The sequence below is a fragment of the Staphylococcus taiwanensis genome (genome assembly GCA_020544305.1).
GTDB lineage: Bacteria > Bacillota > Bacilli > Staphylococcales > Staphylococcaceae > Staphylococcus > Staphylococcus taiwanensis.
In genome coordinates, this window is sequence record CP058667.1 from 1,922,526 (window position 1) to 1,939,445 (window position 16,920).

The following is a 16,920-nucleotide window of genomic DNA, read 5'->3' on the forward strand; positions in this document are numbered from 1 at the left end:
TACATTTTAAAGAAATACTGTTATAATTTAGTTAATATGAATTAAAATTAAGAAAGTAGGCATCTAATATGGAGACATTATTTTCAGGAATTCAACCAAGTGGCATACCAACAATTGGTAACTATATTGGTGCATTAAAACAATTTGCCGATGTCCAAAACGACTACGATTGTTTTTTCTGTATCGTTGATCAACATGCAATCACAGTGCCACAAGATAAAATCAAATTACGTAAACAAATACGTCAACTTGCAGCTATTTATTTAGCTTCTGGAATAGACCCAGAAAAATCAACATTATTTATTCAATCTGAAGTACCTGCACATGTCCAAGCTGGTTGGATGCTCACTACAATTTCAAGTGTGGGTGAACTTGAACGTATGACTCAATATAAAGATAAAGCTCAAAAGCGTACAGATGGTATTCCTGCCGGTTTATTAACTTACCCACCTTTAATGGCTGCAGATATTGTCATTTATAATACTAATATCGTTCCTGTAGGTGAAGATCAAAAGCAACATATGGAATTAACACGTAACCTAGTAGAACGTTTTAATAGTCGTTACAATGATATTTTAGTTAAACCAGAAATTCGAATGCCAAAAGTGGGCGGCCGTGTAATGAGCTTGCAAGATCCAACTAAAAAAATGAGTAAAAGTGATGATAATCAGAAAAACTTCATCTCATTGTTAGATGAGCCAAATGTTGCAGCTAAAAAAATTAAAAGTGCTGTAACAGATTCAGACGGTATTATAAAATTTGATAGAGACAATAAACCTGGCATTTCTAATCTATTAACTATTTACTCAAGCTTAACAAATGAATCTATAAAAGATTTAGAAGCTAAATATGAAAACGAAGGCTACGGTAAATTTAAAACTGATTTATCAGAAATTGTTAAAACATTCTTAATTAATTTCCAAGAAAAATACAATGAATTTTATAACTCAGATAAATTAGACGACATCCTAGACCACGGCCGTGATAAAGCTCAAAAAGCTTCATTCAAAACATTGAAAAAAATGGAACGTGCTATGGGATTAGGTCGTAAACGATAATCTTTTAAACTATAAAACTTAAAAAGCCATGGACATTAATGTCCATGGCTTTTTGACATGCTATTTATCTTTCTTTTTCTTACCAGTTTCTCTATCAATAGATTTATCAATATATACGTGTTTTAGGGTCGTATCTGGTCCAACTTTATGATATTGAATTCCTTTGACTTGTGGATTTGTCAAATGTGCTTCCCCTTTTTGATAAACTGGTGCAACTGGAGCATCATGAAGTAAAATACTCTCTGCTTTTTGTAATGCTTCGTTTCTCTTTTCAGGTTCACGAAGTAATGAACCATTGGCCTCTTTTAATAGTTCATTGTACTCTTTATTATCCCAATCTGTATTATTTTGAGCATTATCTTTAGTCATTGTTTCTAAAAATGCTGTAGGATCAGGATAATCTGGACTCCAACCTGAGTATGATGATTCATAATTGTTAGCTAATTCTAAAGTTGTTTTTTGCTTAAATGGCATTTGTTTAATTTTTAAAGTTACGCCAGGTAAGTTTGATTCAATTTGAGACTTAATATATTCTGCTGAAATTTTTGCTGAAGGTGTATCTTGAGTATTCATTGTGAACGTAAACTCTTTTTTACCTAATTCTTGTTGTGCTTTTTTCCAATTAGCTTTTGCATCTTTAGGATTATATTTTAATGGAGAAGATACAGTACTTGCAAAATCTTTACCGTCTGGTGTTTTAGCAGTACCAACTCCTGTGAAATTATTTGATGCTAATGAACCATCATTTAAAACTGATTTAACATATCCTTTTTTATTTATTGCTTGAGCTATTGCTAATCTTAAATGTTTATTTTTAAATTCTGGCACCGTTTTTTCATTCATTTTGATAAAGAAAGTTGCAGCTGTTAATCTGTAATTAAGTGCTTTACTTCCTTTATACTTATCAACTTGTTCAGAAGTTATTAATGTATCATCGACAGATCCAGTGTCATATAGAGATGCACCCGCTTGTTGATCTTTTAAAACTTTATAATTTACCTTGTCTAATTTCACATTCTTTTTATCCCAATATTTGTCATTTTTTTCTAATTGAATCTTATCTTCCACTTGCCAATTTGTCACTTTAAATGGGCCATTATATACTGCTCTGTCAGCATTAGTCCCATATTTTTCTCCATATTTTTTAGCAATTTTTTCATCTTGTGGGTCAAATGTGTTCAATGCAAGTAATTCATTAATGTAAGGCACTGGTCTCTCTAATTCAATTTGTAATTTATACTTATTTAGAGCTTTTATTCCTAATTCATTAACTGGTTTTTTTCCTGAGTTTACTGCATCGGCATTTTTTATATCACTCATTATGTATGCAAATTCAGATGCTGTTTTAGGATTCACTACTTTTCTCCATGCATATACAAAATCATATGCCGTAACTGGATCACCATTAGACCACTTTGCATTTTTTCTTAAATCAATAGTTAATGTTTTACCTCCATTACTTTTCTTAGGCATATCTTTAGCAACACCTAATGTAACTTTATCACCTTTATCTATAGAATATAGACCTTCAAAAGATTGACCCACTATATCTCCAGAAACTGCATCTGTTATTAATGCTGTATCTAATGTTGTCATATCTTGTGGTATTACTTTTCTAAAAACTTGACCATCATCTGAGTACAAACTTTTTTTGCTACTACAAGCCGAAAGTATTAATATCACTGTTAACAATAATGACGTATATTTTATAAATTTCATATAAAATTCCTCCTTCCCCAGTTATTAAACGCTTTGCGCTTGATGTTGTTCTTTTAATTGAGTCGCTTCTTCATCTGTTACAAACACGAAATGGTCTGGTCTTATTTCTTGAAGTCTTCGCTCAGAATTTTTAGATTCATCTTCTTTGTAAGCTACACGTTTTCGCGTTCTTTCACTGTCTGGGTCAGGTTGTGGAATGGCTGATAAAAGTGATTTCGTATAATCATGTAATGGATGATAATAAATTTCATCTGCTGATCCTAATTCTACAATCTTGCCAAAATGCATCACTGCAATGCGATCAGAAATATATTTTACCATTGATAAATCATGAGCTATAAATAAAAAAGTAATGCCTCGTTCCCGTTGTAGTTTCAACATTAAATTGACTACCTGTGCTTGGATTGATACGTCTAAAGCAGAAATAGGTTCATCTGCAATAATAAATTCAGGTTCTACTGCTAATGCACGAGCAATCCCAATACGTTGTCTTTGACCTCCTGAGAATTCATGGGGATAACGATTGGCGTGTTCTTTACTTAGTCCAACGGTTTCAAGTAAGTCATAAACGCGACGTTTACGATCTCTTTTATCACTTGCTAATTTATGGATATCAATGCCTTCTGCAACAATGTCCATTACCTTTAATCTAGGGTTTAGAGATGCATATGGATCCTGGAAAATCATTTGAATTTTCTTATTAAATTTTAATAATTCTTTGCGTTTAGAAATTTTTTGAATATCTTGGCCTTCATATAATATTTCTCCACTAGTAATATCATTTAATTTGATAATCGCTTTTCCGGTAGTTGATTTACCGCAACCAGATTCTCCAACTAATCCCAATGTTTCCCCTTTATAAATATCAAAAGAGATGTCTTCTATCGCTCTTACTTCATTACGTTTGCCTTCATTAAAATATTGTTTTAAATTTTTAATTTCTAATAATATTTCGTTACTCTTCTCCATCGAACGACACCCTTTCTACTTGACATGGTTTGTCGTAATTATTAGGCATTTGACGTTGTCTCTTTTTAACCATTTCTGGTGGTTCTACTTTAGGAGCACGTTCGTCTAATAACCAAGATTTTACGAAATGTGTGGGTGAAACCTTGAACCATGGTGGCTCTTGTTTAAAATCAATATCCAATGCATACTGACTTCGACGTGCAAATGCATCACCAATCGGTGGATGTAATAAATCTGGTGGTGTACCTGGAATTGCAATCAATTCCGTATCGTTACTAGTAGTTAAATCTGGCATAGATGATAATAGTCCCCATGTATATGGATGTTTAGGGTCGTAAAATATTTCATCCACATGCCCTGTTTCTATCATCTGTCCTCCATACATTACTGCCACTCTATCTGCAATATTCGCAACAACTCCTAAATCATGCGTTATAAAAATAATTGATGTATCAATTTTTTGCTGTAATTCTTTCATTAAATCTAAAATTTGAGCTTGCATTGTTACATCTAATGCCGTTGTCGGTTCATCCGCGATTAATACTTTTGGTTCACATGCTAAAGCAGTAGCAATTACGATTCTTTGTCTTTGTCCACCAGAAAACTGATGTGGATATGCTTTAAATCGTTTTTCCGCATTTGGTAACCCCACTAAATTCAATATTTCCAAAGCACGTTTTTTCGCTTCTGATTTACTATAATTACGGTGTTTTATAAGTGGTTCCATAACTTGCTTCCCAATTTGCATTGTTGGATTAAGTGATGTCATTGGGTCTTGGAATATCATTGAAATATCTTTCCCACGTAGTTTAATTAACTCATTTTCAGATTTAATAGATAAATCTTCACCTAAAAAGTCAATCTTACCTTTTTTTATTCTTCCAGCATCCCCCTGGAATAATTTAGTAATTGCTTTAGTTGTTACTGATTTCCCAGAACCAGACTCTCCTACAATTGCCAAAGTTTCGCCCTTATTCAAATAAAAATCTACGCCTCTAACTGCTTGCACTTCCCCTGCAGTAATGTCAAAGGAAACATGCAAGTCGTTTACTTCTAAAACTCTTTCTGACATAACTTTTGCCTCCTTTTTTATTTACGCATTTTAGGGTCGAATGCATCGCGTAAACCATCACTAAATAAGTAAAAGAATAAAATTAATAAACTTAATATTGTCGCTGGTATGAATAATTCATGTGGATGAATCAATAGCATAGCTCGACCATCATTAACCAATGAACCAAGAGACGTTTGAGGTGCTGGCACACCAATACCAATGAAACTTAAGAACGCTTCGAAGAAAATTGCACTTGGTACTGTAAACATTGAAGTTACGACAATTGCTCCCAATGTATTCGGTAAAATATGTTTGAAAATCAAGTTGAATTTAGATGCACCTAATGTTCTTGATGCCATAACAAATTCTTGGTTTTTTAATTTTAAAAATTCACCTCTAACTACCCTACTCATACCTAACCAACCTGTAATAGACATTGCTAAAATGATTGTCCAAATAGATGGCTCAAAGATAAGAACGAATAAAATAACCACAATAAGGTTCGGTATTGACGCAATGATTTCTAAAATTCGTTGCATCACATCATCTACGCGACCACCAAAGAAACCAGATATCGCACCATACACTACACCAATAAAGATATCTAATAACGCTGCAACCACACCAATGATTAATGATATTTGTGCACCTTTCCATGTTCTTGACCACAAATCACGACCTAATTGGTCTGTACCAAACCAATAATTTTCTTTAGCTCCAACTTTGGCATAAGCATCTTTCCCATCAGATCCTGTACCATCAAAAGGTAAGAAGTGAACTTTATCCAATACCGGTATTTTAGCTGGCAAGTTACGATATTGAACATTTTGTGATGCATAATCGTGTTTTGTCATTAATGGGCCTATAATAGCCATTAAAATTATTAAAATTAAACCAATCATTCCTAATATAGCTAATTTATTTCTACTAAGTTGGGCCCATGCGTCTTGCCAAAAGTTTTTACTTTCTCTTTGCATTTCTGGTTCTTTATTTAAATCAAGTTCTCTCATTACGAAATCTGATGAAGCAATGCCTTCAGAGGTATGTGTCATAGCCGCATTTGAATGGTCATCGAACGGCTTTTCAAATTTATCATTTGTCATTATTTTTTACCTCCTTGCACACGAATTCGTGGATCGATAATTCCGTAAAGAATATCTACAATAAAGATTGAAACAATAAATAATGTACTAAATAAAATGGTTGTCGACATAATAACTGAGAAATCATTAGTCGTAATTGATCTAACGAATTGATCCCCTAAACCTGGAACTCCAAATATGTTCTCAATTGTCAATGTACCTGTTAAGATTCCAGCTAACATTGGCACTAATATAGTAATAATTGGTATTAAAGCGTTTCTTAACGCATGTCCATAAAGTACTCTAAGCGAAGAGTTCCCTTTCGCTCTCGCCAGTAATATGTAATCTGAACTTAAAACTTCAATCATTTCAGCTCTAATATATCTTGCTACCGTAGCCATAACTCCTGCTGATAATGCTAATGAAGGTAACACCGCTGTTGAAAATCCTTCCCACCCTGCTACTGGGAACCATCTTAAGCGTACTGCAAACACATATTGTAAAAGTACCGCTAATACAAATGAAGGAACTGATACAGCAATTACTGAAATTACAGTAGTTGTATAGTCAACCCATGTATTTTGCTTTGTTGCAGCAGCAACCCCAAGAATTAATCCTAAAATCACACCTATAATCATGGCAATTATCCCCATTTCCATTGAAGGTATTAATCTAGGTCTTATTAACTCCCAAACAGGCAAATTATGATATTGGAATGAATTTCCAAAGTCACCTGTAACTACATTTTTTAAATAATGTAGATATTGAATCGCTACCGGATCATTCAATCCATACTTTTCATTGAGAATTGCTTTTTGTTCAGCACTTAATTTAGCATCATTAAATGGTGAACCCGGCATCATCTTCATTAAGAAAAATGTAATTGTGATAATAATAAATAGCGACAGAAACATGTATCCCAAACGTTTTAAAACATATCGCGTCATTGCTTTGCCCCCTTTAAATTTTCAAAATTAACATTCCCTTCAAAATATTCAGAAATATTTAGTAATATTATATATATAATTTTCATATAATTGCAATATAATTTACAAAAAATAAAAATCTACTCTTTTTAAATAAATGAAATAGGAGGTATTATTATCATTAAAAAATTGTATTATTAAATTTAGGATATATATTTTCGAAATTTTAAGTTAAAATAAGTTTAATCTTCTATCGGAGGTTTCTTTATGAGGACTAAAAATGCTTGGGTTTTTTGGCTATTATTAACGCCAATATTATCAATAATCATTTGGATATTATTTAGTAATCACACACTTATTACATATATCAATACCTTATTTTATCTATCACTTATTATTTTTATACTCATTTTTATTATTTTATTAGTACAAGAAGGTATTTTTGATGCGACGAGTTATGGATTTAGAAGAATACGTTACCAACTATCATCTCGTTCAAAAAAGAAAACAATGGAAGATGATGAATTTTTAAATCCTCAACATGTTAAAAAGGAACACTACTTTATCTCGACATGGATTGCACCTGCATTGATATGTAATATTGCATTTTTTATTTTGACAATTATCATTTCATTTCTACTCTAAAATAAATCTACATACTAAAATAGACCAAGGACACTATCAACTAATGTCCTTGGTCTATTATCATTTTCAAAAATTAAGCTTCAAACTTCTTGAATACTAAAACTGCATTATGTCCACCGAAACCAAGACTATTACTCATGGCATACGTAATTTCTAAATCTTGGGCTTCATTAGGAATAATATCTAAGTCACATTCTGGATCAGGTGTATTAGCATGAATAGTAGGAGCAACTTTAGAGTCACGGATTGATAACGCTGAGAAGATAGCTTCAAGACCACCTGTAGCACCTAATAGATGTCCTGTCATAGATTTAGTAGAACTAATCTTCAAGTCTTTAGCTGCATCACCGAATGTGTTCTTAATTGCTCTGATTTCATACATGTCACCTACTGGTGTACTAGTACCATGTGCATTTAAGTATTGGATATCTTTCGCTTCAATACCTGCATCATCTAACGCAGCTTGCATAGCACGAGAGCCACCTTCACCTTCTGGAGCTGGTGCAGTAATATGATATGCATCACCAGTTGTACCATAGCCTACGATTTCAGCATAAATGTTAGCACCACGTGCTTGAGCAGATTCAAGTGATTCTATGACTAGAATACCTGCACCCTCACCCATGATAAATCCGTCACGTCCTTCTTGGAAAGGACGGCATGCAGTTTCTTTATCATCATTTGTAGATAATGCACGACTTGCACTAAATCCAGCTAACGCCATATGTGTGATAGGTGCCTCTGTACCACCTGTAATCATTGCATCTGCATCGCCACGTTGAATAATTTTGAACGCTTCACCGATTGAATTTGTACCAGTCGCACACGCAGTTACAGTAGAACCGTTTGGACCTTTTGCACCTAAATCAATAGATACTTGTCCAGTTGCCATATCTGGAATTAACATTGGTACGAAGAAAGGACTTACTCTTCTTGGTCCTTTCGTTTGTAAAGTAGTATGTGCAGTTTCAAATGTTTCCATACCACCTATACCAGAGCCAATCCACACACCAATACGTGTAGCAGTTTCATCATTGATATCTAATTTAGCATCTTCCACGGCTTGACGTGCCGCTACAACCGCATATTGAGTAAAACGATCCATGCGACGCGCTTCTTTTTTCTCCATATGATCTTCAATATTAAAATCTTTTAATTCACCTGCTAGGTGTACATTATAGTCAGTTGTATCAACTCGTGTAATCGTATCAATGCCATTAACACCTTTTAGGGCATTCTCCCAACTTGTCTTGGCATCATTACCAATTGGTGATAACGCACCCATACCTGTAATTACAACTCTTTTATTCTCAGTCATAAATTATATCCTCCTATTTACCCCATTTGATAACCATAGCGCCCCAAGTTAGGCCACCACCGAATCCTACTAATACTAGAGTATCGTCATCTTTAATTCTTCCATTTTCTAATTCTTGTGAAATACTTAAAGGTATTGAAGCAGCAGATGTATTACCAAAGCGGTTTACAGATACACTCATCTTTTCTCTCTCGATACCTAATCTTTCACGTGCTGATTCCATAATTCTAATGTTTGCTTGATGAGGAATAAACATATCAATGTCATCTGATTGTAGACCAGCTTTATCAACCACTCGTGTTGATGCTTCACCCATAATTCTCACTGCAAACTTGAAGACTTCTCGTCCATTCATAACTAGTTTACCAGTATCTTTATTTAAGTATAAGTATTTTCCACCTGCACCATCAGAACCCATTTCATAACTGATAATACCTCGTCCTTCAGATACTTCGCCTATCACTACAGCACCGGCACCATCACCGAATAATACTGCTGTTGAGCGATCTGTTAAATCAGTAATTTTAGATAATTTATCTGCACCAACAACTAGAATATTTTTATAATCACCTGATTGAATATATTGTTTAGCAGTAATCATAGAATACATAAATCCAGAACATGCTGCGAGTTGGTCCATAGTTGGAACTTTACCAGTACCTAATTTCTCTTGTAGCATATTCGCTACAGATGGGAATGGCATATCTCCAGTTGCTGTAGCAACAATAATCATATCTATATCAGTTGGTGTGATACCAGCATCTGCAATTGCTTTTTTACTTGCTTCATAAGCTAAATCAGATGTATCTTGGTCTTCACTTGCCCAACGTCTTTCTTTAATTCCAGTCATTTTAGAAATCCATTCATCTGAAGTTTCTAAAAAACTTTCGAAATAAGCGTTATCAACGACTCTCTCTGGCGCATATGCACCAAATCCTTTTATACCTACGTTCATGAACGTACACCTTCTTACTTCATTTTTTAATACCAGGTATTAATTTAACACATTTTTTCTTATCAACTCAAGTACTTACCCTTTTTTGAAATTTATTTTTCAGGAAAATTAAGCTAAAAATCGTAACATAAAAATATAGACGATTTTGAAACACTTACTTTGTATCCCTATACAAACAAGACACTTTACATTAAAATGAAACTATACAAACTATGGAGGCTATCGATTATGAAATACCTCGTAACTTTTATTTGGGCGGTCATTTTATTACAAATGGTTAACTTTGTACTAAATAGCTTAAACGGTGGTGGAACATTAAACTTCATCACACCAATTATTATTGCAGTTATCTTTACTATTATTATTGCTATATTAGGTGCAATGATTAAACCAGATGACTTTACTCGCCAAGGTAACAGACATATTTAATAACATCGAATGCTTATTAAAGACATAAATGCGATAAATGAAACGACGTCACTGTTTCATTTATCGCATTTTATTTATTTTGAAAATAAAGTGTGATATTCATTTGTGCCTCAAATAGAGCCTATATGCACTTAAATTGTTTCTAAAATGTTATTACTCAAAATCTTATTCAAATGACCAGCGGCTCTATATATTCTATATTGATAATATAAGCACCAAATTAATACCATATTAATTAAACTATATATTTCTTAATTTAGTTTTTACTTCTATATCTGAAGAATAATGTTTCTTTCTACTTGAAATAAACATTATTTAAATTATTCCATTATTTTGAATAACATAATTATTACTAATAACTAAACAAGTCTATACTTTCTTTCTCAATTCATTTACAAGAATTAAATCCTTTTTATTATGTCAAACTGACTTACCACTTTTCTTTACCTACGTCTTGACCATAATCTATTTCCTCATCACTATATATGCTGCCATTTTTATAATAATTATGAATTTGTTCTTTTATTGATGATTCCTTTTTAGAAAATACAATTTTCCATCGTTTGTGACATATACATCTGACTCATCGCTAATCTTCAAATCTGCTTTATTTAAACTAATTACTTGGCTATTACCATCTTTAAACGTTTTTATGGAGTTCATTTTCAATTATCCCTTCCTTTTTGTTTAATATTAATATACAAAATGCACTTACTTAAATATATACTTCATTATCTTACATATCTGTATCTCAAATAATGTGGGTGAGACGCCTTTAGGAATAGCATTAGCTTAAGACAAGACGCCAATAAAAAAGCAATTCATTACAACCTACAAGACTTTGAAAAAGGCTTATAAAGTGATGAATTGCTTATCATTTCTAACCATTGGCTTAAGCTATGCCTAGGGCAAGCGAACCCAACAATATTCAGAAATACGCTAAATTTCCATAAAAAAACAAAAAACCTAGAAAGTGCGCATCACACTCTCTAGGTTTCCCCTAATCATTCATTATTCATTTTCAGGTTTTTGTACATCGAAAGTTAATTCGTGATTGTCATCTAAATCAACATTCACAACTGTACCCTCTGGCATACTTTCTTTAATCATCATACGTGCTAATGGTGTTTCAATTTGACGTTGTACAAAACGTTTCAATGGTCTTGCACCAAATTGTGGTTCGTACGCTTCTTCGCCTAACCATTTTTTCGCGTCATCAGAAACTTCAATAGAAATACGTTGATCCATTAAACGAATATTTAATTGAGTTAAGATTTTATCAACAATCATACTCATATCATTAACAGACAATGGTTTGAATAATACAATATCATCCATACGGTTTAAGATTTCTGGTTTAAAGAATGCATGTAAGCTATCCATAACAGCTTTTTCAGTGTCTTCAGTTATTTCACCAGTATCTTTAACATTTTCAAGCAATACTTGTGAACCGATATTACTTGTCATGATAATAATAGTGTTTTTAAAATCAACGCTACGTCCTTTAGAATCAGTTAAACGACCTTCGTCTAAGATTTGAAGTAACACGTTGAATACATCACTATGTGCTTTTTCAACTTCATCTAAGAGAATAACTGAATAAGGATTACGTCTAACCGCTTCAGTTAATTGACCACCTTCATCATGGCCGACATAGCCTGGAGGGGCACCAATTAATCTAGACACAGAGTGTTTCTCCATATATTCACTCATATCAATTCTGATCATATGTTTTTCAGAATCGAATAATGATGCAGCTAATGATTTAGCTAATTCAGTTTTACCTACACCAGTTGGTCCTAAGAATAACTACCAATTGGTCTATTAGGGTCTTTGATACCTGCACGTGCTCTAACTACCGCGTCAGATACTAAATCTACCGCTTTATCTTGACCTACAACACGTTCATGTAAAATATCACTTAAACTTAATAATTTTTCTCTTTCAGTTTCAACTAATTTAGAAACTGGAATACCAGTCCATTGACTCACAATGTCGCCAATTTCTTCGTCAGAAACGACTTCACGAATCATACGCTCACTGTCGCCTTGTTCGTCTTGATATGCTTCTTCAAATGCTTTTAATTCTTTTTCTAATTGAGGGATTGTACCGTATTGTAATTCAGCTGCTTTTTCAAGATCACCTTTAGTTTGTGCATCTTCTAAAGCTTGACGACTGCGGTCTAATTCAGCACGTTTTTCTTGTACTTTCGCGATTTTTTCTTTTTCTTGTTCAACACGAGATTGTAATGATGCTTGTTTTTCTTTTTCATTTGAAAGTTCTTCTTGTAACTCTTCTAAACGATGTTTACTAGCGTTGTCAGATTCATTTTTCAATGCACTTTCTTCAATCTCTAATTGCATTACACGACGGTTAACTTGGTCTAATTCAGTCGGGTTAGAACCCATTTCAGTACGAATTGTGGCACAAGCTTGGTCGACTAAGTCGATGGCTTTATCAGGTAAGAATCTATCAGTAATATAACGATCTGATAATTCAGCTGCTGCTACTAATGCACGGTCTTGAATGCGTACACCATGATACACTTCGTAACGTTCTTTTAAACCACGTAAGATTGAAATAGTATCTTCAACGTCTGGTTCGCTAACGCCTACTTTTTGGAAACGACGTTCTAATGCAGAGTCTTTTTCAATATATTCTCTGTATTCATTTAAAGTAGTAGCACCGATACAATGTAATTCACCTCGTGCTAACATTGGTTTCAACATATTGCCGGCATCCATTGCGCCGTCTGTTTTACCAGCGCCAACTAACATGTGGATTTCATCGATGAATAAGATAATACGTCCATCAGATTCTTTTACTTCTTTAAGCACTGCTTTAAGACGTTCTTCGAATTCACCTCTGAATTTCGCACCAGCAACTAAGGCACTTAAGTCTAATTCAAAGATTGTTTTATCTAATAAAGATTCAGGTACGTCTTTACGTACAATACGTTGCGCTAAACCTTCGACAATCGCAGTTTTACCTACACCTGGTTCACCAATTAATACAGGGTTATTTTTTGTTTTACGGCTTAAGATTCGAATTGTATTACGAATTTCTTCATCTCTACCAATAACAGGGTCCATTTTACCTTGGCGTACTTCTTCTACTAAGTCACGACCATATTTCTCTAAAGCTTCATAATTTACTTCTGGATTTTGTGAAGTCACATGATTTCCCCCTCTAACTTTAGTAATAATTTCTTTTACCACTTCTTCTTTATTACCTACAAATTGTTTCGTAGTATCATCGATATCCATCGCAGCACGAAGGACGTGTTCCATTGAGATATAGTCATCTTCGTATTCTTTCATATATGATTCAGCTTTATTTAATAATTCATTTGCTTTTGAACCGATATATTGTCCGTATTGAATATTATCTCCTTGTACTGACGGATAATGTTGCAATTTATGAGTATAAGCTTGATTTAATTCATCAACATCTATATTTGCACGTTCTAATATACTTTTAAATAAACTATCTGTTTCTTCTAAAGTTCCTTTTAATATAGCTTCAATTTCAATGTTTTGTAATTCGTTTTCTTTACTCAATTCAACGGCTTTTTGTAATGCACCTTGAATTGCATATGTCATTTGATTAATGTCCAAATTTTTCACCCCTATATATTTGATAAGAGCAAGGCCAAGTACTTTTTTGTAGTTTTTTGACTTTGACTTTCTTTGACCTTAATTACATTATAGACCCTCTCGGATGATTATGCAACATTTACACTCAACTTTTTTCTTTTTATGAAAATAAGTAGTGTAGCTGATTTGACACGTTTTCAACAACTATTTTCAGTATTAAGTTTATCACGTATGAACCGAAACTAAACATCAAACAATAGTCAAACTTTATTTGAAAATATAGAAAACGGGAGTGGGACAGAATTCTTTTTAAATTCGTCGTCCACTCCCAGCTTGCTTTGCTTGTAGAATTTCTTGATGAAATTCTCTTTGCTGGGGCCCCGACTCCCAACTTGCTTTGCTTGTAGAATTTCTTAGTGAAATTCTCTTTGTTGGGGCCCCGCCCGCAAGGATGACTAGAACTGGAAAAAGCTTGATTTAAGCGCATTTTCAGTTCAGTCAGCTACTGCGAATTTGCAAAATAGCATCATCATATTATTTATGTCTCAGGCTCTTAAGTTAATTATTCTTTGTATTTTTCTTAATTGCTTTAAGAATTTCATCAGATAGTGCTTTTACACCACTATTTTCTAAATGTACACCATCTGAAGCAAAGTATTCTGAATGACCTGCAGAACGTTTATACCAATCTACAAGTGTAACGTTCTTATGTTTATTAGCTGCATTCGCTAATTGTTTATTTACATTATCTTGCCAATCACGTGGCACGCGCGTATTAACGAGATAAATATGCGCTTTCCCAAATTTACTTATCAATTGGTTTAACTCATCTTCAGAGAAATCTCCATTTGTACCTAGCTCTAAGACGACTTGATCAGAAGGTTTATTATAGTTGGAATAATTACCAGCAATGGATAGTGCTTCTTGTAAATGTCTACCTACCTTACCATCAATTGTCGCCTTAGGTACTTGAGATTTAAAGTTTTCACCTATATCTACCATTACTGAGTCCCCGATTAATAACGGGCTAATGTTTGTGTAAACTTGATCTTTTTGTTTACTGTTGCTTGTTGATCCATCAAGTTTAATATTTTCTCCTGGCATCATTCTTACTAAGTATTTATCAACATCGTTTGTATTGAATGAATTTGCTTTGTTAGAGATGTTATCTTTTCCAAAACGGTCAAACGCACCTGCAAAAATTAACAATAATGGGATAACAGCAACAATTGTTACAATGGTTCTAATGAACTTAGGTCGTCTCAAGCGATTAAATGAGAAAGCCTTAAATCCTTCATGTCTAAATGGCGTTTCAATATAACGATAAGATAATTCCGCGAAGAGTACTGTAAGTATAAGATCTAATATATATACATAAACTGGAATTTGACCATCTATATAATGTGCATGTACAAAACTAATAACTGCAAAATGCCATAAATATAAACTATATGAACGTTTACCTATATAAACGAATACGCGATGCCCAAGTATCTTAGACAATATACTTGAGGGATGTACAACGCTTGCGATAACAAATAATGTCATACCAGAAATAAGGTAGAAACCACCATTATATATCCATCCACTACTGTCAGTAACGGTAAAGAATAATATGATTAAAATAATTAATCCAATTATACCTACACCATCAATCGCGCGTTGCAATAACACCGGTGGATTGGCTTTTAATTTAAACGGCGGCCATATAAACGCTAAAATCGCACCTAATAATAATGTTTGTAAACGCGTATCTGTACCGAAATATACACGTGAATAACCTACATTAGGTTGAGAGATAACAACCATCGCTAATAATGAAATAAGCGAAATAATCCATAATATCAATGTAACATTTCGATATTTTTTGATAGTTAATAACAACATTACTAACACAAATGGGAAAAATAAATAAAATTGTTCTTCGATTGCCAATGACCATAAATGTTTAAGAGGCATAAATGAAAATTGCTCAAAATAGTTTACATCTTTTGCAATGTACCACCAGTTAGAGACATAAAATAACGCTGCTATGATGTCATGCTTTACCCGTACAATTTCTTGTGGTTCGAATATTAATGTGGCGATGCCAACTACAATTAACAGTGCTATAACTGCTGGTAGCAATCGCTTTATACGTCGTGTCCAAAATTGTCTTAGATTAATAATCCCTTTTTCTTCATATTCTTTTATAAGTAAACTTGTAATTAAGTATCCCGAAATGACGAAGAACGTATCTACACCTATAAATCCACCTGTAAGCCATTTTCTATTAAGATGGTAAATAATAATACCTAACACAGCAATTGCTCTTAAACCATCTAAACCAGGCATATAGCGCATTTTGGTCTTACGAGGCTTACCATTTTCAAATTCTTGTTTCATTGTTCACATTCTTTCCCTATTAAATAATAAATTTCAAATAAATTCATTAAATATTAAAGCACTGAAAATCAGGATAAAACAATAAGTCGATTATCAATTACACAAGCGATGATGCTTTACTTAATAATCTTATTAAAAATTAACTATATATGAGTATGTCGCGTTTTATACTTTGATGTCTGAGCTTAAAATATAATATTATTTTATACAATTTAGTACGTTTCTATTAAGAAATTCATAAATATAGTTATGATTTATATACTATTATAATGTAATTCTTATGTATTGTAGTATAACGCTTAAATAAATTCAATTTATATTACAATTATGTCATGTCTAAATACGACTTTGTCACTATATGCTTATAGGTTTATTTTTTATATTGTAATCCACTTTTTTTGAGAAAAAATAAAAAACAATAGTACATCGAATTCGTGTACTATTGCTTTATCCACACCAAATTTATTAGCCTACGCCTAAAGCAATCTTAGCGTATCTAGACATCATATCTTTATTCCAAGGTGGGTTCCAAACAATATTAACTTCTGTATCTTGAATTTCAGGAATTTCAGCTAATACTGTTTTAATTTGTTCAATGATTTGTGGTCCAAGCGGACAACCCATTGATGTTAATGTCATTTCAACTGTACATAAACCATCATCATCTACATTCACTTTATATACTAAACCTAAATTAACAATATCAATTCCTAATTCAGGGTCAATAACCATTTCAAGTGCACCTAGGATACTGTCTTTTAATGCTTCTTCCATTAGTATCACC

13 protein-coding genes and 1 pseudogene are annotated in these 16,920 nt (G+C 33.1%); 3 read left to right on the top strand and 11 right to left on the bottom strand.

Translation table 11 applies throughout. The features are described 5' to 3' along the window. The first annotated feature begins 68 nt into the window (after positions 1-68). On the top strand, positions 69-1,058 hold the full coding sequence (gene trpS, locus HYI43_09190; GenBank protein UDI78714.1) for a tryptophan--tRNA ligase: 990 nt from the start codon (positions 69-71) through the stop codon (positions 1,056-1,058). A 60-nt stretch (positions 1,059-1,118) separates the two neighbouring features. Here the strand turns inward: trpS and HYI43_09195 are convergent, their stop codons facing one another. From HYI43_09195 to HYI43_09215, 5 genes are read right to left on the bottom strand one after another with little or no spacing between them, the layout of a single operon-like run. Further along, positions 1,119-2,777, bottom strand: a complete 1,659-nt coding sequence (locus HYI43_09195; protein UDI78715.1) for a peptide ABC transporter substrate-binding protein — start codon at positions 2,775-2,777, stop codon at positions 1,119-1,121. 24 nt (positions 2,778-2,801) lie between these two features. After that, positions 2,802-3,746, bottom strand: coding sequence for an ABC transporter ATP-binding protein (locus HYI43_09200; protein UDI78716.1), 945 nt, complete (start codon positions 3,744-3,746; stop codon positions 2,802-2,804). After that, the gene (locus HYI43_09205; protein ID UDI78717.1) at positions 3,733-4,818 is read right to left on the bottom strand and encodes an ABC transporter ATP-binding protein; all 1,086 of its coding nucleotides are present in this window, start codon (positions 4,816-4,818) and stop codon (positions 3,733-3,735) included. The genes HYI43_09200 and HYI43_09205 overlap by 14 nt, the downstream gene beginning before the upstream one ends. A gap of 17 nt (positions 4,819-4,835) precedes the next feature. Continuing rightward, positions 4,836-5,903: an ABC transporter permease gene (locus HYI43_09210; protein UDI78718.1), complete on the bottom strand. Its 1,068-nt coding sequence runs from the start codon at positions 5,901-5,903 to the stop codon at positions 4,836-4,838. Beyond that, positions 5,903-6,829 carry an ABC transporter permease gene (locus HYI43_09215; protein ID UDI78719.1) on the bottom strand — a complete coding sequence of 309 codons (927 nt, stop codon included), beginning with the start codon at positions 6,827-6,829 and terminating at the stop codon, positions 5,903-5,905. The genes HYI43_09210 and HYI43_09215 overlap by 1 nt, the downstream gene beginning before the upstream one ends. 246 nt (positions 6,830-7,075) lie before the next feature. Between HYI43_09215 and HYI43_09220 the strand changes: the two genes are divergently transcribed. Next, the gene (locus tag HYI43_09220) at positions 7,076-7,453 is read left to right on the top strand and encodes a DUF3899 domain-containing protein (GenBank protein UDI78720.1); all 378 of its coding nucleotides are present in this window, start codon (positions 7,076-7,078) and stop codon (positions 7,451-7,453) included. 73 nt (positions 7,454-7,526) lie between these two features. On the opposite strand, the gene fabF is transcribed toward HYI43_09220, so the two are convergent. Continuing rightward, complete coding sequence (gene fabF / locus HYI43_09225; GenBank protein ID UDI78721.1) at positions 7,527-8,771, bottom strand: beta-ketoacyl-ACP synthase II; 1,245 nt, start codon at positions 8,769-8,771, stop codon at positions 7,527-7,529. 13 nt (positions 8,772-8,784) lie between these two features. Further along, positions 8,785-9,726 carry a ketoacyl-ACP synthase III gene (locus tag HYI43_09230; protein UDI78722.1) on the bottom strand — a complete coding sequence of 314 codons (942 nt, stop codon included), beginning with the start codon at positions 9,724-9,726 and terminating at the stop codon, positions 8,785-8,787. 228 nt (positions 9,727-9,954) lie between these two features. Here HYI43_09230 and HYI43_09235 point away from each other — a divergent pair, with 228 nt between their 5' ends. Continuing rightward, the gene (locus HYI43_09235; GenBank protein ID UDI78723.1) at positions 9,955-10,155 is read left to right on the top strand and encodes a YjzD family protein; all 201 of its coding nucleotides are present in this window, start codon (positions 9,955-9,957) and stop codon (positions 10,153-10,155) included. Positions 10,156-10,677: 522 nt separating this feature from the next. On the opposite strand, the gene HYI43_09240 is transcribed toward HYI43_09235, so the two are convergent. The 4 genes and pseudogenes from HYI43_09240 to HYI43_09255 all read right to left on the bottom strand — a co-directional run bounded on the left by HYI43_09240 (position 10,678) and on the right by HYI43_09255 (position 16,910). Then, positions 10,678-10,818 carry a hypothetical protein gene (locus tag HYI43_09240; protein ID UDI78724.1) on the bottom strand — a complete coding sequence of 47 codons (141 nt, stop codon included), beginning with the start codon at positions 10,816-10,818 and terminating at the stop codon, positions 10,678-10,680. A 348-nt stretch (positions 10,819-11,166) separates the two neighbouring features. Further along, positions 11,167-13,772, bottom strand: a pseudogene (gene clpB / locus HYI43_09245) (ATP-dependent chaperone ClpB). 537 nt (positions 13,773-14,309) lie between these two features. After that, positions 14,310-16,136: an acetyltransferase gene (locus tag HYI43_09250; GenBank protein UDI78725.1), complete on the bottom strand. Its 1,827-nt coding sequence runs from the start codon at positions 16,134-16,136 to the stop codon at positions 14,310-14,312. Positions 16,137-16,601: 465 nt separating this feature from the next. Further along, entirely contained in the window at positions 16,602-16,910 is a 309-nt protein-coding gene (locus tag HYI43_09255) for a metal-sulfur cluster assembly factor (GenBank protein ID UDI78726.1), read from the bottom strand. Positions 16,911-16,920: the final 10 nt, after the last annotated feature.